Source organism: Sedimentitalea sp. XS_ASV28 (genome assembly GCF_041224545.1).
Taxonomy (GTDB): Bacteria; Pseudomonadota; Alphaproteobacteria; order Rhodobacterales; family Rhodobacteraceae; genus Sedimentitalea.
In genome coordinates this window covers 82,203-99,960 of record NZ_JBGFGP010000176.1, presented here as the reverse complement: position 1 = coordinate 99,960, position 17,758 = coordinate 82,203, and the positions used below count along the sequence as shown (strand labels likewise).

Here is a 17,758-nt window from a genome sequence, read left to right as displayed (position 1 = left end):
TATTGATTAAATACTGAGCGAATGTGGCCATCCTGTGAAGTGCGCCTTTTGTCTCAACCGGAAAGACACGGGCCGGACCGACCGCAGCGATGGGCTTGACGGGTCAATTGTCCATGAAGCGGGCAGGGTGACGCATCGGAAAACCGGTTTCAACGTAAGGGCGAGCAAGGCGCAAATATGCGAACGTCCGGAATGACCGATCGGACAGCACCCAAGCTCGGCCAATTTCCGCCAATGCCGATTCTGACGTGGAAATGCGATCCGAGGCAAGCCTGCATCATCCAATGGGGCCTGAAATCAAGTGTTTGAACGCGTTAGACGATACCCGATATGACAATTCAATCGCAAAACGCGCTATACCATTGAAGATCGGCGCGAATATTGACAGGAATAGATCAGCGACTCCCGTCGTTTTGCCGTGCAAACGGCCTATCGTCACGTCTCGGGTAGATGACATGAATTTGCGAGAACACACGCGGAAATACTGCGACAAGGACAACCGTATCGCGAGTCTCAGCTTCTTTGGCACGTTCGCGGTCTATTTCACCTCGCTCTGGCTGGCGATCAGCCAGTCCGGTCATTGGTACATCCTGATCCCGGCGATGATCGTGCATGCGTTCTCGGCGGTGCGCCTGTATGTGCTGCAACATGACACGGGGCATCACTCGCTGTTTGCGACACGCGCGCAGAATGAACTGGCGGGCCATGTTCTGTCGCCCTTTACCTTCGCGCCGTTCGAGGTGATGAAACAGAATCACAACCTGCACCATGCCGGGGTGGGCAATCTGGATCATCGCGAAACCGGCGAGATTCACACCATGACCCTGCGCGAGTGGAATGAGGCGGGGGTCTGGACGCGGCTGCAATACCGGCTGTATCGCAATCCGTTCATCCTGGTGCCGGCGGGCGCTCTGTTTACCTATTTCATCCGCTATCGCTGGCCCAAGAACACCATGCGATTTGGCTGGAAAGGGGTGGTTCTGCACAATGTCGCGGTTCTGGCATGGGTCGGACTGATCTACCTGCTCGCGGGCTGGCACGGGCTTGGTATCTACTTTGCGGCCTCGATGCTGGGCGGAATGCTGGGCGTTTTCCTTGTCTATCTTCAGCACAATTTCGAGGACACCTACTGGGATCGCCGTCCGGATCTCGATCCGCAGATTGCCGCCATCCAGGGGTCATCCTGTCTTGATTTCGGGGCGTGGTTCGATCATGCGGTCGCCTGCATCACCCTGCACGACATTCATCACCTGAATTCCCGGATCCCGTCCTACCGCTTGCGTGCCTGTCACTACAGCCTGCCCGACGATGTCGCCCCGCGTCGTATCGGGTTTCTCGAAGCTGTTGCGGCGCTGAACCTCAAACTGTGGGATGAGGAGCAGGGCCGTCTGGTGCCGTTCCCGCCGGCCGATCAACGGGCCGGCCGGGCTGCGGATTCGGCCACCGGCTGAGCGGCGCGTACAAGGGATCGATCGACTTGACACAGCACGACACCAATACGGCCAATGCGATCGCCTTTTACGATCTGATGTTCAACCAATGCAAACCGCGCGAGGCGATCGAGCGGTATGTGGGCGCGGTCTATATCCAGCACAACCCGCATGTGGCGGATGGCAAGGCGGCGTTCATCGACTATTTCGAGCACATGGCCGCCGAATATCCGGGCAAGCACGTGCGCTTTGTCCGGACGGTGGCGGAAAATGATCTCGTTGTGCTGCATTGTCATCAAACCTGGCCGGGCAGTGACGACTATGCCGGAATGGATATTTTCCGGTTCGATCCGCAGGGCAAGATCGTTGAACACTGGGACGTGTTGCAAGTCATCGGCGAGGCATCGCAGAACGACAACGGGTTGTTCTGACGTTCCTCTGGCAAGCTCCTGCCGGCGCTCTGGGTGCTATGCGCGCCGTGACGCCGCCAGGGTCACGCCCGCAACGAGCCCCGCTCCGGTCGCCGCCAGCCATGTCACCACGGTCGCATCGTCCCAGCCCGCAACCGTGATCGCGATCAGCGCCCAGACCACGGAAAATCCGAATTCGGGGAAATTCCCGGCAAATCGAAGGGTCGCCACAGACAGCGCAAGCGCCAGCAGCAGGGCGAGGATCGCCGCAGTCGTCTGTCCCGTGATCCCGTATCCCGCCAGAACCAGACCGACCGATACGCAACTGGCCGCGGTCAGCCAACCGGCGTAGAGCCCGACAGGGGCGCGTGCGAGCAACCGGTCATGTTCCGGCGTGCGCAGCAAGGCAACCATCGCCGTCGCCCACATGATCCAGATCAGCGCGGTCGCGCCGAGCGGGCTGACCATCGCCACCGGCAACCAGGCGGCGCCAATTCCGACCGACAGGGCGAGGGCAGGGCGCATGGGCATCCAGTCGGCCGCACGCGCCCGCGCGAACAATCCGAAACCGGCGCTGACCAGCAGCCAGAGATAGATCACGCCCCAGATGGCAAAGGCATATCCCGCGGGCTGAACCGGGGCGTCGCGCTGCGGCACCGGGAACAGGTCGGGATCGAAGCCGCCGAAATCCGGCACCAGCAGGGGCGAGGTGACGAACGCCAGCGTCGTTGCGGCGACCAGTACCGCAGGCAGCAATGAGAGGCGTTTTATCACGTCAGCACACCGTCTGCAGAGAGCCGGCGGCGACCGCCCAGATAGGGCGCAAGCACGTCGGGCAACTCCACCGACCCATCCGCCTGCTGGCCGTTCTCAAGCACCGCGATCAGGCAGCGCCCCACCGCCAGCCCGGACCCGTTGAGCGTGTGCAGGAACTCGGGCTTGCCGCCGCCTTCGGGACGGAACCGTGCGTTCATGCGACGCGCCTGGAAATCACCGGTGGTCGATACCGACGAAATCTCGCGATAGGCATTCTGACCGGGCAACCATGCCTCGATGTCATAGGTGCGCCGCGCGCCAAAGCCCATATCGCCCGTGCACAGGATCACCGTGCGATAGGGCACCCCCAACCGTTCCAGCAGATCCTCGGCACAGCGCAGCATGCGCTTCTGCTCGGCATCGCTGTCGTCGGGGTGCGTCACCGACACCATCTCGACCTTTTCGAACTGGTGCTGGCGCAACATCCCCGCCGTATCCTTGCCGGCGCTTCCGGCTTCGCTGCGGAAACACAGGGTATGCGCGGTCATCCGGATCGGCAGGACGTTTGCGTCGAGTATCTCATCCGCGACCGTATAGGTCAGCGGCACCTCGGACGTGGGCACCAGCCACCAGCCATTGGTGGTCTGATAGCTGTCCTCGCCGAATTTCGGCAGCTTGTCGGTGCCGTACATTGCCTCGTCGCGCACCAGCACGGGCGAGTTCATCTCGGTCAGCGCGTTCTCGTCCACATGGGTGTCGATCATGAACTGGGCCAATGCGCGGTGAATCCGCGCGACCGCCCCCTTGAGCATCACAAAGCGGCTGCCGGAAATCTTGGCGGCAAGCTCGAAATCCATCGATGCGGCGACGCCCGCGATCTCGAAATGCTCCTTGGGCGCAAAATCGAAGCTGCGCGGTTCGCCCCAGCGGTTCACCTCGACATTGTCGTTTTCATCCGTCCCGTCCGGCACGTCGTCCGCCGGGGTGTTGGCGATCCGGGCCAGCTGATCGGCCAACTGCGCATCCAGCTCCTTGGCCTCGGCCTGCATCGCGGCCACCTCGGCCTTTTTCTCGGCGACCAGCGCGCGCAGCCGTTCGAACTCGGCCTCATCGCCCTTGGCCTTGGCCGCACCGACCAGCTTGGACGCCTTGTTCTGCTCGGCCTGCGCCGCCTCGCTGGCCTGAATCTTGCTCCGCCGCGCGGCGTCAAGTTCGAGCAATGCCGCCGACACCGGCGCATCTCCCCGCCGCGCAAGCGCCGCGTCAAGAGCCTCGGGATTTTCGCGAATGGCGCGGATGTCGTGCATGGGTCTGTCCTTGATCCTGCGAGTCGTTTGATGCGTTATGCCTCAACAATCCCGGTAACGGTAGAGTCCCCTTTGCAAAGTTGACGTTTAAGCGCCCCGTCCGACCTCGCCGTAAGGCGACATTCACGTCGCCAGCACTCTGTGTGGCCAAGGACTGAAACTGTTCCTCTGGGCCAACACTGATCGCGTCCAACTTTTCCACTTTCGAGTATCATGCCCAGCTTGGCACACGGATCGGCAGATCGGATTTCGAGTTCACCGGATTTTAAGATGAGAGACTGGCGGCCCGCTTCAGAGCCGCGAAAGAAACCTCTTGAAAAGGAAGCTGGCGCTAAATCTCAATGGGAACGAACAAGAAAGAATACTGCATTCCCGGCAGAACTCTCTAGACTTCTCGGCTAGTATGCTGCCCCCAAGTGCGATGGCACATCCCAGGTTGCTGGCCGTTTCATGCCCGCAGGAAGTCGCGTTGTGCGGTCCCCCGTGGCGGATTTCAATGCAGTGGTGCTTAGCCCCTCCGTTTCGGTCAGATTTGCACCACGAAGGTTTGCCCCGTCAAAGACCACATCGAACAATCTGCACCCTGACAAGTTGGCATCTTCGAGATCGGCATTTGTCAGATCGGCTCCTGACAGGTCTGCACCCGAGAGGTTCGCCCTCTTGAGCCGCGTTGAATTCATCTTGGCGTATTTCAGGTTGGCAAGCCGGAAATCGACACCATCGGCTTTTGCATGGCTCAGATCAGCATTCTCCAGATTTGCACGGGCAAGCCTGGCAGCACCGACATCCAGCGTAAATGCCATTTTTTCCGCACCCGATCTGATCACTCCGACCTCCAGCGCAGTATAACGTCCAAAGCAGCTTGTATATCAATATCCAACTCCGGCACGTCTCCGTCATACTCCTCGGACTTGTCTGCTTGTCTGTACTTGAGATAAGCATTCAACGTTCTCATTACCATAACATGGTCAACATCTGAATCGATCATTATTCTCTCAAGAGAATGAATCGCACCCATGCGCACCGCGGTGTTTTCGTGCCCCAGTTGGTCGATAGATTTGCTGATCCGATCGGTGATCAAACCTTGTTCCGCCGCCTTCGTTTGTCGGCGTGTGAAATCAATTCGCATCAGCGTGAAGGGCAGCGCAATCGCCGCACCCAGAACCCCGGTCAGTGCGACGATCTGCGCCAACAGAAATCGCCAATCCGAGATTTCGCCTCGGTCTTGCGGTGTCGCCGATAGGATCACCTGCCAGATCACCCAAAGCAGCCCGGCCGTCAGCGACAGGACGATCACTGTCCAAAAGCCCGATGCGAACAAGAATAGCGTCAGGTTCAGCCGTGGCATTCCCAACGCTTCTCTCACCGTGATCCTGTCGTTTCGGACTGAATCGGCTTCGATGGTCATTAGCCAGTTGACGAGGACGGTCAGTACAAGAATGCCGACCAAGACGATTAGCCCCCAGAACAGGTCCGGGCTGATGTTCAGCGTCGTCTTCTCCATTTCACCTCCTGATTGTGCAACGTCACCATGCCGCCCTGCCGCATCCCTGCCAAGCCCGCTTGTTACCAAAGATCCATCGTATGAAATTCGGCTTGCTTCCTACCTTGCAATGCCCAGCCGCTGCGCATAGGTTCCGCCGACATCGCGGGCCGGGGTCCGCCCTTCAATCAAAGGAACATCTCATGGATGGTGGCGCACTCGCCCAGTTTCTCCCGCTCATTCTGATCTTTGCGATCATGTATTTCCTGCTGATCCGTCCGCAGCAGAAAAAGGTCAAACAGCATCAGGCCATGGTCGAGGCCGTCCGCCGGGGCGACCAGATCATCACCCAGGGCGGGCTGATCGGCAAGGTGGTCAAGGTCAAGGACGACAACGAGGTCGAGGTCGAGCTGGCCGAGAACGTCAAGGTGCGTGTCGTCAAGTCGACCATCGCCAATGTCATAAGCAAGACCGAGCCCGCGAACTAGGTTCGCGTTTCACCCCTCGGAAAAGGCAGGGTCATGCTGCAATTCGAATTGTGGAAGAAGGTGCTGATCTGGGCGGTCTGCGCGGCCGGTCTGTGGCTGGCGCTGCCCAACGCGTTCTACACGCGGGTCGAGACGCATAACGACGCGCTGGCGGCGATGGACGTGCAGGGCCAGACACAGGCGCTGGAGGATCAGGCCGCGCTGTGGCCCGGCTGGATGCCGAGCGCGCTGGTCAATCTGGGGCTCGACCTGCGGGGCGGGGCGCATCTGCTGGCCGAGGTCAAGGTCGAGGATGTTTATGAAAGCCGGATGCAGGCCATGTGGCCGGAAATCCGCGACACCTTGCGGCCGGAACGCACGACAATCGGCACAATCCGTCTGCAACCCTCCGATCCGCAGGAGATTCGGGTCAAGATCAGCCAGCCCGAGGGCATGCCCCGTGCGCTCGAGGTGGTGCGTGAACTGGCCCGTCCGATCCAGACGCTGACAGGTGTCGGAGCCAACGATATCGAAGTGCGCGGCGAGGGCGACGTTCTGATCGTGACCCTGTCGGAGGCGGAAAAGCTCGCCAGTGACGATCGCACCGTGCGCCAGTCGCTCGAGATCATCCGCCGCCGGATCGACGAGGTCGGTACCCGGGAGCCGACGATCCAGCGTCAGGGATCGGACCGTATCCTGATCCAGGTGCCGGGCATCGGCAGCGCATCGGAGCTCAAGGACATCATCGGGACCACCGCGCAGCTGACGTTTCAGCCGGTGATCGGACGTGGCAGCGACGCCAATGCCAATCCCGGCGTCGGCAATGTCATTGTTCCGTCGCTGGATGAACCGGGCGTGTTCTATACGCTCGAGGCCGCGCCGGTCGTCACCGGTGAGGAACTGGTCGATGCGCAGCCCGCCTTTGACCAGAATGGCCGGCCCGCGGTGAATTTCCGGTTCAACACCTCGGGCGCGCGCAAGTTCGGCGACTATACGCTGGAAAACATCGGCAGCCCCTTTGCCATCGTGCTTGATGACGAGGTGATCAGCGCGCCGGTGATCCAGAGCCATATTCCGGGCGGTTCGGGGATCATCACCGGCAATTTCACGGTCGAGGAAAGCACCAACCTCGCGGTGCTTCTGCGCGCGGGGGCCTTGCCGGCGGAACTCGAATTTCTCGAAGAGCGGACCATCGGTCCCGAGCTCGGGCAGGACAGTATCGACGCGGGCAAGGTGGCCACGATCGTCGCCTTTGCCGCCGTACTGATCTTCATGTGGCTGAGCTATGGATTGTTTGGTATGTTCGCCAACATCGCCCTGATCCTGAACATCGGCCTGATCTTCGGGCTGCTGTCGCTGATCGGTGCCACGCTGACCCTGCCGGGGATTGCGGGGATCGTTCTGACCGTTGGTATGGCGGTGGACGCGAATGTTCTGGTTTTCGAACGTATCCGCGAAGAGCTCAAGACATCGCGCGGGCCTGCCCGTGCCATCGAACTGGGTTATGAAAAGGCGCTGAGCGCGATTCTGGACGCCAACATCACCACGTTCATCACGGCCGTGATCCTGTTCGCGATGGGGTCGGGGCCGGTGCGCGGGTTCGCCATCACCCTGGGGCTGGGCATCCTGACATCGGTGTTCACCGCGATCTATGTCACGCGGCTCATCATCGTGACGTGGTATGACCGACGTCGCCCCAAGACCATCGAGGTTTGACATGCGCCTGAAAATTGTACCCGAGCAGACCTCGTTCGATTTCTTCAGCCGCTGGAAATTGTGGCTGGGTATTTCTGCGGTGCTGGTGCTCCTGGCCTTTGGGTCGTTCATGGTCCGCGGGCTGAATTACGGGATCGATTTCCGGGGCGGCACGACGATCCGCACGGAAAGCGCGCAACCCGTGGATGTCGGGCTCTATCGTGATGCGCTGGCCGGGCTCGACATCGGCGATGTGCTGATCAGCGAGGTGTTCGATCCGGCCTTTGGCGATGACGAAAACATTGCGATGATCCGCATTCAGGCCCAGGACGACCAGGAGGCGGCGACCGCCGAAACCATTGCAGAGGTCGAAGCCGCGCTGGCGTCGGTCGCACCGGATATCAGGTTTGTCTCGGTCGAATCCGTTGGCCCGAAAGTGTCGGGCGAACTGATCCAGACCGCCGTCATGGCGGTGGCGCTCGCGATCGGTGCGGTGCTGATCTATATCTGGCTGAGGTTCGAATGGCAGTTTGCCCTGGGGGCCGTCGTTGCCCTGATACATGACGTGATCCTGACAATCGGCATATTCTCCGAGGTGCAGATCAAGTTCGACCTCGCGATCATCGCCGCCTTGCTGACCATTGTCGGCTATTCGCTGAACGACACCGTGGTGGTATTCGACCGGGTGCGGGAGAATCTTCGAAAATACAAGAAGAAGTCACTCGCCGAGGTGCTGAACCTGTCGATCAACGAGACCCTCTCGCGCACATTCATGACGTCGATCACCACGCTTCTGGCGCTTGTATCGCTGTTCATTCTGGGCGGCGACGTGATCCGGGGCTTTGTCTTTGCGATGATCTGGGGCGTGGTCGTGGGGACCTATTCGTCGATCTTCGTGGCATCGGCTGTGCTGCTCTATCTCGGGGTCAAACGCGACTGGACGAAACCGAACAACACCTCGGGCAACCAGTTTGCCAATGTCGATGCCTGACCGTGCATCGCCTGTGTCGGGATCGGGCTGAACAGTGGTTGAATACGCGCCGGACAATCGGGCTAGACGCTGGTGCCACGGGCATTGGTATCTGGCCCTAATCATTACGGCATGTTGCGTGCAGACTTCTGCGAATGGACATGCTCGCTTCGCTTCTGACACCCGATTTTCTGCTGCTCGCCTGTGCCGCGATGACGGCGGGCATGGTGCGCGGGTTTGCGGGCTTTGGCACCGCGCTGATCTATTTGCCGATCGCGGGCATCGTGCTTGACCCGGTTTCGGCGATCATCACGCTGGTGACGATGGATGTGCTCGGGCCATTGCCGATGCTGCGGCGCGCAGCCCCCGATACCCATCGCGCCGACCTGACGCGGCTGATGCTGGGCGCGGTGCTCGCGCTTCCCGTCGGGCTGGCGGCGTTGTTCGTGCTCGATCCCGGCGTGTTTCGCACTTTCGTGTCTGTCGTGTCCCTGACCATGCTTTGCGTGCTGATGTTCGGCTGGCGTTACGCGGGTGCATTGCGGCCCCGTGCGGTGTTCGGCACCGGCGCGGCGGCGGGGTTCCTCGGAGGAATTGCGGGCATTCCGGGGCCTCCGGTGATCTTTGCCTACATGGCGAGCCCGCACCCGACACGCGTGATCCGCGCGAATACCACATTCTTCCTGTTCTTCTATGATTGCGCGATTCTGACGATGATGCTGATCGCCGGGCGTCTTGCGACCGAACCGGTGCTGACCGGGCTGGCACTTGCGATTCCGGCGATGGCGGGCAACATACTGGGCAGCAGGCTATTCATTCCGGGTTATGAAAGGCTGTATCGTGGCGTTGCCTATGCGCTGATCTTTGCGGCGGCGGTGGCGGGGCTGCCGATTTGGGGGATGGGACACTGACATGCGGCTGAACGAGATCACCTATAACAACGCGATCCCGGTCGATGGGTACGGTCCGGGATTTTTCCGCATCGGCGGAACGGTCCATGAGGGCGCGGTACTGACCGGGCCGGACGGAACGACCGCGTGGTCCGGGCTAGATGAAACCGCGCCCCTGCTGGCCCTGTCCGGCACGATCGATGTCCTGCTTGTCGGCATGGGCGCTGAAATTTCCCATCTCCCGCCTGCCTTGCGCACGGCGCTCGAAGGCGCCGGCATCGGTGTCGAAGTGATGAATTCGCCTGCGGCCTGCCGAACCTACAACGTGCTGCTGGCCGAGGGGCGGCGTATCGCCCTGGCATTGTTGCCGGTTTAGGCTTTTTTGCCACCGGTCAATCGGTTATTCGCCCTTCATGACCCTGTCTGTTTCGGACCTGTCCATAACCCGCGGCGGCGTACCTGTTCTGCAGGGCGTGCGGTTTGCGCTTGCGCCCGGTCAGGCGCTGGTGCTGCGCGGACCGAACGGAATTGGCAAGACGACGCTTTTGCGAACGATTGCAGGGCTGCAGCCGCCATTGGCGGGGCAGATCGACGGCGCGGAGGATCGCATCGCCTATGCGGGGCATTCGGACGGGATCAAGCCGACCCTGACGGTACGCGAAAATCTCACCTTCTGGGCAAGCGTGTTCGGTGCCGGTGGAATCGGGGATGCGTTGCGCGCGTTTGACCTCGACGACCTCGCCGAGCGTCATGCGGGCAACCTCTCGGCCGGGCAGAAGCGGCGGCTTGGCCTGTCGCGTCTGCTGGTCACCGGGCGACCGGTCTGGGTCCTGGATGAACCGACCGTCTCGCTGGATGTGGCGGCGGTCGCGATGTTCGCCGCTGCCGTGCGGGGTCATCTGCAGCAGGGCGGCAGTGCCCTGATCGCGACGCATATTGATCTGGGGCTTGATGCCGGGACGCTCGATCTTGCGATGTTCAAGGCGACGCCGCGCCCAGTCGATGATTTTGACGGAGATTTCCTGTGATCGCCCTGTTGCTCCGCGACCTGAAACTGGCCTTTCGCGCCGGGGGCGGCTTTGGGCTGGGGCTGGCGTTTTTCCTGATCGTCACGGTGCTCGTTCCCTTCAGTGTCGGGCCGCAATCCTCGTTGCTGGCGACCATCGCGCCGGGCGTGTTGTGGCTGGGCGCGCTGCTGGCTTGTCTCTTGTCGCTTGACCGGCTGCTGGCGCTGGATTGGGAAGACGGATCGCTCGACCTGCTGGCCACGGCGCCGTTGCCGCTCGAAGCGGTGGTCACGGTCAAGGCGCTGGCGCACTGGATCACCACCGGATTGCCGCTGGTGCTGGCCGCGCCGGTTTTGGGGGTGCTCCTGAACCTGCCGCTGCCCGGATTTCCGTGGCTGGTGATCTCGTTGCTGACGGGGACGCCGGCACTGTCGGTCATCGGAACCTTTGGCGCGGCACTGACGGTCGGGCTCAAGCGCGGAGGGCTTTTGCTGTCGCTGCTGGTGCTGCCGCTCTATGTGCCCACGCTGATTTTCGGGGCCGAGGTTGCGCGGCGCGGTGCGGTTGGTATGGAGACATCGACGCCGCTGCTGCTGCTTGCGGGGATCACTGCGGCAACGGTGGCCTTGCTCCCTTTCGCCAGCGCGGCGGTGCTGCGCGTCAATTTGCGTTGACCATTGTCAATTGAGATGCGCACCGACTCGGACTAGATAGGCATCATGTCAATCGCAACCAAAGCCAATGCCCTCTGGGAATACGCCAATCCGAAAAAGTTCCTGACCACGTCGGAACGGGTTCAGCCCTATTTCTGGAGCGCGGCCATCCTCTGCCTCGTCGTGGGACTGATCTGGGGATTTTTCCTTACACCCGACGACTATCGGCAAGGCTCGACCGTCAAGATCATCTACCTGCACGTGCCCTCGGCGCTGATGGCGATCAACGTCTGGCTGATGATGATGGTGACCTCGCTCGTCTGGCTGGTACGACGGCACCATGTGAGCGCGCTGGCCGCGCGGGCGGCGGCTCCGATCGGTGTTGTCATGACGATGATCGCGCTGGCCACCGGCGCGATCTGGGGCCAGCCGATGTGGGGCACGTGGTGGGCATGGGATCCCCGGCTGACGTCGTTCCTGATCCTGTTCCTGTTCTATCTCGGTTATATCGCCCTGTGGGAAGCCATCGACAATCCGGATACGGCGGCTGACCTGACATCGGTACTGTGTCTTGTCGGTTCGGTCTTTGCGATCCTGTCGCGCTATGCCGTGAACTTCTGGAACCAGGGCCTGCATCAGGGGGCGTCGATCATGCGCGCGGCGGCCGTCACCGGTGCCGATACCGAGGAAAAGGTCAGCAACGTCTTCTTCTACCCGCTGCTTCTCTGCATCATCGGGTTTGTCCTGCTGTTCGTGGCGCTGCTGCTGTATCGGACCGGCACCGAGATACGCGCCCGGCGCATCAGGGCGTTGCTGGCGCGGGAAAGGGTAGGGGCATGATGCCCGATCTGGGAAAATACGCCGAGACGGTGATCTCGGCCTACGTGGCGTCGTTGCTGCTGCTGGTGCTTCTGGTGCTGGTCAGTATCTGGCGTGGACGCAAGGTGCGCGCCGAGATGGCCGCTCTGGAAAAACGGATATCGCGCAATGGCTAGGATTTCGCCCCTGATGATCGCTCCGCCGCTGATTTTTGCGGGCTTCGCGCTTCTGGCGGCTGTCGGGATGTTTCGCGAGGATCCCGAGGCGCTGCCATCCGCGCGCAAGGACCAGCAGGCGCCGCCGGTGGTGCTCAGCGAATTGCCGGGCAAGGTGCCTTTTGACGATGCCACCCTGCGTCAGGAGGGGATCAAGCTGGTCAATTACTGGGCGAGCTGGTGCGCGCCCTGCCGGGTGGAGCATCCCAATCTCGAAGCACTCGCCGCAGAGGGCTTGCCGATCTACGGCGTCAATTACAAGGATGAACCGGCCAATGCCATCGCATTCCTGACCGAGCTTGGCGATCCATACGAACGGATCGGCGCGGATCGCGACGGGCGCATGGCGCTGGACTGGGGCGTTTACGGCGTTCCCGAAACCTATCTGATCGACGATACGGGCACCATCCTGCTGCGCATCGCCGGACCGATCACGCAGCGCGTGATCGACAAGACCCTGCGACCGGCAATCGAAGCTGCACAGAACAAGCGCCAAGACTGATTTTCCTTGCTTAACGAATCAATTTCAAATGACTGCGTGACGTTCTGAATGTATCGGATTAACCGCGAAGCACTCTAGAGGCGATAGCCACCCGAGACGGTCAGGACCTCTCCGGTGATGAAATCCGCCGCATCGGAGGCAAAGAAGCGCACGGCCTTGGCGACGTCTTCGGGGCGGCCAATGCGCCCCAACGCGGTTTGGTCCACGAAGAGCTGCGTCAAATCGGCGTCGCGCGGGGTGTCGGGGGCGGTAAAATCGGTCCTGATCGCAAGCGTATCGGGATGTTCGCGCAAGACGTCCGATGCATCGCTGTTGCGGCGGGTGATCGCCAGCGCGTGATCGTGGCCCAGATCCTCGGCAATGGCACGACCGATGCCGCGCGCCGCCCCTGTGACCAGAGCAACGCGCCTCATCGTCGGACCTTTGGGCGGAAAAACGGGCGCCGGATGAGACGCCCGATTTCTGGTTTCAGCGTCAAGTCAACCGGCCTTGGCGAGGTCTCGCAGCACATAGTGCAGCACGCCGCCATGTTCGATATACTCGATTTCGATCGCCGTATCGATCCGGCACTTGAGCTTGATCTCTTTTGTCGAGCCATCCGCGAAGGTGATGGTGCAGGGCACGACCGCGAGCGGAGAGATCGTGTCGAGACCCGAGATCGAGACGGTTTCATCACCGGTCAACCCAAGAGACTTGCGCGTGTCGCCGTCGGTAAACTCGAACGGAATCACGCCCATACCGACCAGGTTGGAGCGGTGGATACGCTCAAAGCTTTCGGCGATCACCGCCTTGACCCCGAGCAGTGCGGTTCCCTTGGCCGCCCAGTCCCGCGACGATCCGGCCCCGTATTGCTCGCCACCGAATATCACCAGCGGCGTGCCCTGCGCCTGATAGTCCATCGCGGCGTCATAGATCGAGGTCTGCGCGCCATCCGGCCCCTTGGTATAGCCGCCTTCGACACCGTCCAGCATTTCGTTCCGGATGCGGATATTGGCAAAGGTGCCGCGCATCATGACCTCGTGATTGCCGCGACGCGAACCGTAGGAGTTGAATTCGCGGACCGGCACCTGACGTTCGATCAGGTATTGGCCAGCGGGCGTGGACTCCTTGAACGAACCGGCCGGGCTGATATGGTCGGTGGTGATCATGTCACCCAGCAAAGCCAGCACGCGGGCACCCTCGATATTGGTGATGACACCTTTGTCCTTGGACATGCCCTGGAAATAGGGCGGGTTCTGGATATAGGTCGAATTTGCAGGCCAGTCATAGGTTTCCTGCTGCGGGACCTCCACACCCTGCCATTTCTCATCGCCCTTGAACACGTCGGCATATTTCGACTGGAATGCTTCACGGGTCACGGTCTGCTCGACCAGTTCGGCAATCTCTTGCGCCGAGGGCCAGATATCCTTGAGATAGACGTCATTGCCGTCCTGGTCCTGGCCAAGCGGCTCCTTGGTGATATCGACGTTCATGTCGCCGACCAGCGCGTAGGCCACGACCAGCGGCGGCGAGGCCAGATAGTTGGCGCGCACATCCGGGCTGATCCGGCCCTCGAAGTTGCGGTTGCCCGAGAGAACCGAGGTCGCCACCAGATCGTAATCGTTGATCGCCTTCGAGATCGGCTCTTCCAGCGGGCCGGAGTTACCGATGCAGGTGGTGCATCCATAGCCGACGAGGTTGAAGCCGATGGCGTCGAGATCCTCCTGAAGATTCGCTGCCTCCAGATAGGCGGACACGACCTGAGAGCCGGGCGCCAGCGAGGTCTTGACCCAGGGTTTGCGGGTCAGCCCTTTTTCACGCGCCTTACGCGCCAGCAGCCCGGCGCCGATCATCACATAGGGGTTCGAGGTGTTCGTGCACGAGGTGATCGAGGCGATCACGATCGACCCGTCGTGCAACTGATGGCGCTCGTCACCGGACTTGTACCAGCCCTTCCTGTGATGGCCGGTATCGCCGGGCACGTCCAGCGGCTCGGGCGCGCCCCCTTCGCCTTCCCAGCGGACCTCGGATTTCTCCGAGGCGTCCTTGCCGCTGCGCAGACCTTCGATATAGGTGCCGAACTCCGACGCGGCGTTGTCGAGGGCGATGTAATCCTGCGGCCGCTTCGGTCCCGAAATCGCCGGAACGATGGTGCCCATGTCAAGCTCGAGCGTGTCGGTATAGATCGGATCATAGGACGCATCGCGCCACATGCCGTTTTCCCTGGCATAGGTTTCGACCAGAGCGATGCGGTCCTTGTCCCGTCCCGTATTGGTCAGATAGCGCAGGGTTTCGCCATCGATCGGGAAGAAACCGCAGGTCGCGCCGTATTCCGGCGCCATGTTGGCGATGGTCGCCCGATCCGCCAGCGGCAGGTTGTCGAGCCCGTCGCCATAGAATTCGACGAACTTGCCGACAACGCCCTTGGCCCGCAGCATTTCCACCACCTTGAGCACCAGGTCGGTGCCGGTGGTGCCTTCGATCATCTTGCCGGTCAGCCTGAAGCCGACGACCTCGGGGATCAGCATCGAGATCGGCTGGCCCAACATGGCCGCCTCGGCCTCGATACCGCCAACGCCCCAGCCCAGGACCGCCGCGCCGTTGACCATGGTGGTGTGGCTGTCGGTTCCGACCAGCGTATCGGGATAGGCGACCTCCTGACCATCCTGATCGGTGTCGGTCCAGACGGTCTGGGACAGGTATTCGAGGTTCACCTGGTGGCAGATTCCCGTTCCCGGCGGCACGACACGGAAATTGTCGAATGCGGTCTGCCCCCATTTCAGGAAGGTATAGCGCTCCATGTTGCGCTCGTACTCGCGGTCGACATTCATCTGGAAGGCGCGCGGGTTGCCGAATTCGTCGATCATCACCGAATGGTCGATGACGAGATCCACCGGGTTGAGCGGGTTGATCTTCTGTGCGTCGCCCCCCAGAGCCTTGATGCCGTCACGCATCGCGGCGAGGTCGACCACGGCCGGAACGCCGGTGAAATCCTGCATCAGCACCCGGGCCGGACGATAGGCGATCTCGCGCGGGTTCTTGCCACGGTTCTTGCCCCACTCGGCAAACGCCTTGATATCGTCCACGCTGACGGTCTTGCCGTCCTCAAAGCGCAACATGTTCTCAAGAACGACCTTCAACGCTGCGGGCAGGTTGGCGAAATCACCCAGCCCGGCCTCGGTGGCTGCCGGGATCGAATAATAGGAAATGGTCTTGCCATTGACGCTCAGTGACTTGCGTGCCTTGGCTGTGTCCTGTCCAACGGTGATGGGCATCTGCGGCCTCCCTCTAAGAGTCGTGGATTGCGGAATTGGCTCACATTTGTCTGCATCAGGAGCGGCGCGGGATCAATAGCGTTCACCGGCATGTTCTCCGCCGCGGATACGCCGGCAGACGGCTCCGAGTCACATTGACGCGAGCCATGCATTGCAGATTCGTCAAGAAACCTTGATTGGCAAATCTGCGCCGACATGGTTAGACCCGTGCACAGATCAGGGAAATCGCTTCACATGAAATTGCTTGCCGCTGCAACGCTCGCCATCTGCGCCACCACGTCCACGGTTCTCATCGCGCAGGATCGCAGCGTCGTCGTGGAATTGTTCACGTCTCAGGGATGTGCGTCCTGTCCGCCCGCCGACGCCATCCTGCATCAACTGGCGGACCGGGACGACGTGATCGCACTGGCCTTGCATGTGGACTATTGGGATTACATCGGCTGGAAGGACGAATATGCGCTTGCGAAAAACTCCAAGCGTCAGCGCCGCTACGCCGATGTCGGCGGGCGTGACATGGTCTATACGCCGCAAATGATCATCAACGGGGTCGATGATGTGGTCGGTGCCCGCGCCGGGGAAGTCATCGGGATCATCGAGCGCGAAAAATCGCGCAAGCCGGTCGTCGAACTGTCGGCGACACGCGAGGGATCACGGTTGTCGATACACGCTGTGCCTGTCGCGCAATCGCTTGCAGCTCCGATGACCGTACAACTCGTGCGGTATTCTCCCCTTCGAACGGCGAGGATCACCAGAGGTGAAAACGCAGGCAATGAACTGGATTACGCCAATGTGGTCGAAGACTGGTCGGTCGTGGGAGAGTGGGACGGCCGCGCACCCTACCGGCAGGACACCGAACTGACCGGCGAACTTCCGGCCGTCATCTTGCTGCAATATGCGGGACAAGGTGAAATCGTCGCGGCGGCGGCGATCGATTAGAGCCGCCTGCGATCACCACGGGACATCTGGGCGTAGTGTGACGCCATGCAGGCGGTTCGTCTGGTGTTTCAGGCCGGCTTCCAGCGCCGGTGTATCCAGAACCACTGGTCCATATGTCGACGCACCACCGCTTCGAGATCGTCGTTGAGTTGCTGCGTCATGGTCGCTGGATCGGAATGGGCAATGGGCTCATGCATCTCGATCCGGAAGTTGAGCCCATCCGGCTGGCGGATCGCGTAGGCGGTGATCAATGCCGCATCCTGTTTGATCGCAAGCTCTGCGGGCACCGTCGACGTGATCGCCGGTTGGCCAAAGAAATCGAGTTCAATGCCTTCCTGTACGTGCAGGTCTCCGACAATCGCGATGATCCCGCCCTGTTTCAGATGGCGCACCATCTCGATCATGCCGCGGCGCCCCTGTTCGAACATCGGGGTGCCGATGGTGGCGAGCATCTTGCGATAATGCTCGTTGAAATACGGGTTGGCCATGCGCCGGTAAAGCCCGCCCATGCCAAAACCCAGCGAAATCAGCTTGGCGCGGGCCGCGTCGTAATTGCCGAAATGCCCGGTCATAAGGATGACGGGCCGTCCCGCGTCGCGCGCCTCCTGCAAGGCGGCAAGACCGGGGCCGCCGATTTCCGCAGAGCGGGCACGATCGATAAATTCCTGGCCGGAATAGAATTCGATGAGCGAGCGCCCGGCATTGTCGCACACCGCGCGGCACAGGCGCTGCACTTCGGCTTCGTCAAGCTCGGGGCAGGTCAGGTTGAGGTTGTCGCGCACCCGGCGGTTGAAACCGGCCAGCGGTGCCATCACATGCGCGACCAGCCAGCCCATCGCCGGGATCCGCATCCTGTAAGGAAGCAGTTTGAACCCGCCGATAAGGGCGCGCAGAAACAGGTTCGCCGTGTAATATTTGATACGCTCGAAGCGGGAAAGTTCAGAAAATTCTGCCGGCATTCGGG

At 61.2% G+C, this 17,758-nt stretch carries 20 protein-coding genes; 13 read left to right on the top strand and 7 right to left on the bottom strand.

Translation table 11 applies throughout. The features are described 5' to 3' along the window. Positions 1-455: 455 nt before the first annotated feature. Both AB9K34_RS22340 and AB9K34_RS22335 read left to right on the top strand, forming a co-directional pair. A complete protein-coding gene (locus tag AB9K34_RS22340; RefSeq protein WP_369956839.1) occupies positions 456-1,451 on the top strand; it encodes a fatty acid desaturase in 996 nt (331 codons plus the stop codon). A 26-nt stretch (positions 1,452-1,477) separates the two neighbouring features. Then, positions 1,478-1,861, top strand: coding sequence for a nuclear transport factor 2 family protein (locus AB9K34_RS22335; RefSeq protein ID WP_369956838.1), 384 nt, complete (start codon positions 1,478-1,480; stop codon positions 1,859-1,861). 36 nt (positions 1,862-1,897) lie between these two features. Here the strand turns inward: AB9K34_RS22335 and AB9K34_RS22330 are convergent, their stop codons facing one another. From AB9K34_RS22330 to AB9K34_RS22315, 4 genes are all read right to left on the bottom strand, one after another. After that, positions 1,898-2,614, bottom strand: coding sequence for a hypothetical protein (locus AB9K34_RS22330; RefSeq protein ID WP_369956837.1), 717 nt, complete (start codon positions 2,612-2,614; stop codon positions 1,898-1,900). Further along, on the bottom strand, positions 2,611-3,903 hold the full coding sequence (gene serS / locus AB9K34_RS22325; protein ID WP_369956835.1) for a serine--tRNA ligase: 1,293 nt from the start codon (positions 3,901-3,903) through the stop codon (positions 2,611-2,613). The genes AB9K34_RS22330 and serS overlap by 4 nt, the downstream gene beginning before the upstream one ends. 398 nt (positions 3,904-4,301) lie before the next feature. Continuing rightward, positions 4,302-4,706, bottom strand: a complete 405-nt coding sequence (locus AB9K34_RS22320) for a pentapeptide repeat-containing protein (protein ID WP_369956834.1) — start codon at positions 4,704-4,706, stop codon at positions 4,302-4,304. A 20-nt stretch (positions 4,707-4,726) separates the two neighbouring features. Then, positions 4,727-5,407 (bottom strand): hypothetical protein, encoded by a 681-nt coding sequence (locus tag AB9K34_RS22315; protein ID WP_369956832.1) that lies wholly within the window; start codon positions 5,405-5,407, stop codon positions 4,727-4,729. Between the two features lie 182 nt (positions 5,408-5,589). Between AB9K34_RS22315 and yajC the strand changes: the two genes are divergently transcribed. From yajC to AB9K34_RS22265, 10 genes are all read left to right on the top strand, one after another. Continuing rightward, positions 5,590-5,874: a preprotein translocase subunit YajC gene (gene yajC / locus AB9K34_RS22310; protein WP_369956830.1), complete on the top strand. Its 285-nt coding sequence runs from the start codon at positions 5,590-5,592 to the stop codon at positions 5,872-5,874. A gap of 33 nt (positions 5,875-5,907) precedes the next feature. Continuing rightward, positions 5,908-7,569 (top strand): protein translocase subunit SecD, encoded by a 1,662-nt coding sequence (gene secD / locus AB9K34_RS22305; RefSeq protein WP_369956829.1) that lies wholly within the window; start codon positions 5,908-5,910, stop codon positions 7,567-7,569. Position 7,570: 1 nt separating this feature from the next. Next, the gene (secF, locus tag AB9K34_RS22300; protein WP_369956828.1) at positions 7,571-8,539 is read left to right on the top strand and encodes a protein translocase subunit SecF; all 969 of its coding nucleotides are present in this window, start codon (positions 7,571-7,573) and stop codon (positions 8,537-8,539) included. 134 nt (positions 8,540-8,673) lie between these two features. Beyond that, positions 8,674-9,429 (top strand): TSUP family transporter, encoded by a 756-nt coding sequence (locus AB9K34_RS22295; protein ID WP_369956827.1) that lies wholly within the window; start codon positions 8,674-8,676, stop codon positions 9,427-9,429. A 1-nt stretch (position 9,430) separates the two neighbouring features. Continuing rightward, positions 9,431-9,784 (top strand): Mth938-like domain-containing protein, encoded by a 354-nt coding sequence (locus AB9K34_RS22290; RefSeq protein WP_369956825.1) that lies wholly within the window; start codon positions 9,431-9,433, stop codon positions 9,782-9,784. A 37-nt stretch (positions 9,785-9,821) separates the two neighbouring features. Beyond that, positions 9,822-10,436: a heme ABC exporter ATP-binding protein CcmA gene (gene ccmA / locus AB9K34_RS22285; protein ID WP_369956824.1), complete on the top strand. Its 615-nt coding sequence runs from the start codon at positions 9,822-9,824 to the stop codon at positions 10,434-10,436. Further along, entirely contained in the window at positions 10,433-11,089 is a 657-nt protein-coding gene (gene ccmB, locus AB9K34_RS22280) for a heme exporter protein CcmB (RefSeq protein ID WP_369956822.1), read from the top strand. The genes ccmA and ccmB overlap by 4 nt, the downstream gene beginning before the upstream one ends. A 45-nt stretch (positions 11,090-11,134) precedes the next feature. Then, positions 11,135-11,908, top strand: coding sequence for a heme ABC transporter permease (locus AB9K34_RS22275; RefSeq protein ID WP_369956821.1), 774 nt, complete (start codon positions 11,135-11,137; stop codon positions 11,906-11,908). Continuing rightward, positions 11,905-12,063: a heme exporter protein CcmD gene (gene ccmD / locus AB9K34_RS22270; protein WP_369956820.1), complete on the top strand. Its 159-nt coding sequence runs from the start codon at positions 11,905-11,907 to the stop codon at positions 12,061-12,063. Before AB9K34_RS22275 ends, ccmD begins: the two co-directional genes overlap by 4 nt. Further along, entirely contained in the window at positions 12,056-12,604 is a 549-nt protein-coding gene (locus AB9K34_RS22265; RefSeq protein ID WP_369956819.1) for a DsbE family thiol:disulfide interchange protein, read from the top strand. Before ccmD ends, AB9K34_RS22265 begins: the two co-directional genes overlap by 8 nt. A gap of 74 nt (positions 12,605-12,678) precedes the next feature. Here the strand turns inward: AB9K34_RS22265 and AB9K34_RS22260 are convergent, their stop codons facing one another. Both AB9K34_RS22260 and acnA read right to left on the bottom strand, forming a co-directional pair. Beyond that, positions 12,679-13,017, bottom strand: coding sequence for an SDR family oxidoreductase (locus tag AB9K34_RS22260; protein ID WP_369956818.1), 339 nt, complete (start codon positions 13,015-13,017; stop codon positions 12,679-12,681). Between the two features lie 66 nt (positions 13,018-13,083). After that, positions 13,084-15,858, bottom strand: coding sequence for an aconitate hydratase AcnA (gene acnA, locus AB9K34_RS22255; RefSeq protein ID WP_369956817.1), 2,775 nt, complete (start codon positions 15,856-15,858; stop codon positions 13,084-13,086). Positions 15,859-16,092: 234 nt separating this feature from the next. Here acnA and AB9K34_RS22250 point away from each other — a divergent pair, with 234 nt between their 5' ends. After that, positions 16,093-16,794 (top strand): DUF1223 domain-containing protein, encoded by a 702-nt coding sequence (locus AB9K34_RS22250; protein ID WP_369956816.1) that lies wholly within the window; start codon positions 16,093-16,095, stop codon positions 16,792-16,794. A 68-nt stretch (positions 16,795-16,862) separates the two neighbouring features. On the opposite strand, the gene AB9K34_RS22245 is transcribed toward AB9K34_RS22250, so the two are convergent. Beyond that, on the bottom strand, positions 16,863-17,753 hold the full coding sequence (locus AB9K34_RS22245; protein WP_369956815.1) for a lysophospholipid acyltransferase family protein: 891 nt from the start codon (positions 17,751-17,753) through the stop codon (positions 16,863-16,865). Positions 17,754-17,758 lie beyond the last annotated feature (5 nt).

Bases quoted from the DNA above. Each gene is read 5' to 3' on its own strand.
- AB9K34_RS22340 (WP_369956839.1), top strand. From the start codon at position 456: ATGAATTTGCGAGAACACACGCGGAAATACTGCGACAAGGACAACCGT.
- AB9K34_RS22315 (WP_369956832.1), bottom strand. From the start codon at position 5,407: ATGGAGAAGACGACGCTGAACATCAGCCCGGACCTGTTCTGGGGGCTA.
- AB9K34_RS22260 (WP_369956818.1), bottom strand. From the start codon at position 13,017: ATGAGGCGCGTTGCTCTGGTCACAGGGGCGGCGCGCGGCATCGGTCGT.
- ccmD (WP_369956820.1), top strand. From the start codon at position 11,905: ATGATGCCCGATCTGGGAAAATACGCCGAGACGGTGATCTCGGCCTAC.
- AB9K34_RS22290 (WP_369956825.1), top strand. From the start codon at position 9,431: ATGCGGCTGAACGAGATCACCTATAACAACGCGATCCCGGTCGATGGG.
- AB9K34_RS22250 (WP_369956816.1), top strand. From the start codon at position 16,093: ATGAAATTGCTTGCCGCTGCAACGCTCGCCATCTGCGCCACCACGTCC.
- yajC (WP_369956830.1), top strand. From the start codon at position 5,590: ATGGATGGTGGCGCACTCGCCCAGTTTCTCCCGCTCATTCTGATCTTT.
- AB9K34_RS22320 (WP_369956834.1), bottom strand. From the start codon at position 4,706: ATGGCATTTACGCTGGATGTCGGTGCTGCCAGGCTTGCCCGTGCAAAT.
- secD (WP_369956829.1), top strand. From the start codon at position 5,908: ATGCTGCAATTCGAATTGTGGAAGAAGGTGCTGATCTGGGCGGTCTGC.
- secF (WP_369956828.1), top strand. From the start codon at position 7,571: ATGCGCCTGAAAATTGTACCCGAGCAGACCTCGTTCGATTTCTTCAGC.
- AB9K34_RS22295 (WP_369956827.1), top strand. From the start codon at position 8,674: ATGGACATGCTCGCTTCGCTTCTGACACCCGATTTTCTGCTGCTCGCC.
- AB9K34_RS22275 (WP_369956821.1), top strand. From the start codon at position 11,135: ATGTCAATCGCAACCAAAGCCAATGCCCTCTGGGAATACGCCAATCCG.
- AB9K34_RS22265 (WP_369956819.1), top strand. From the start codon at position 12,056: ATGGCTAGGATTTCGCCCCTGATGATCGCTCCGCCGCTGATTTTTGCG.
- AB9K34_RS22245 (WP_369956815.1), bottom strand. From the start codon at position 17,753: ATGCCGGCAGAATTTTCTGAACTTTCCCGCTTCGAGCGTATCAAATAT.
- serS (WP_369956835.1), bottom strand. From the start codon at position 3,903: ATGCACGACATCCGCGCCATTCGCGAAAATCCCGAGGCTCTTGACGCG.
- ccmA (WP_369956824.1), top strand. From the start codon at position 9,822: ATGACCCTGTCTGTTTCGGACCTGTCCATAACCCGCGGCGGCGTACCT.
- acnA (WP_369956817.1), bottom strand. From the start codon at position 15,858: ATGCCCATCACCGTTGGACAGGACACAGCCAAGGCACGCAAGTCACTG.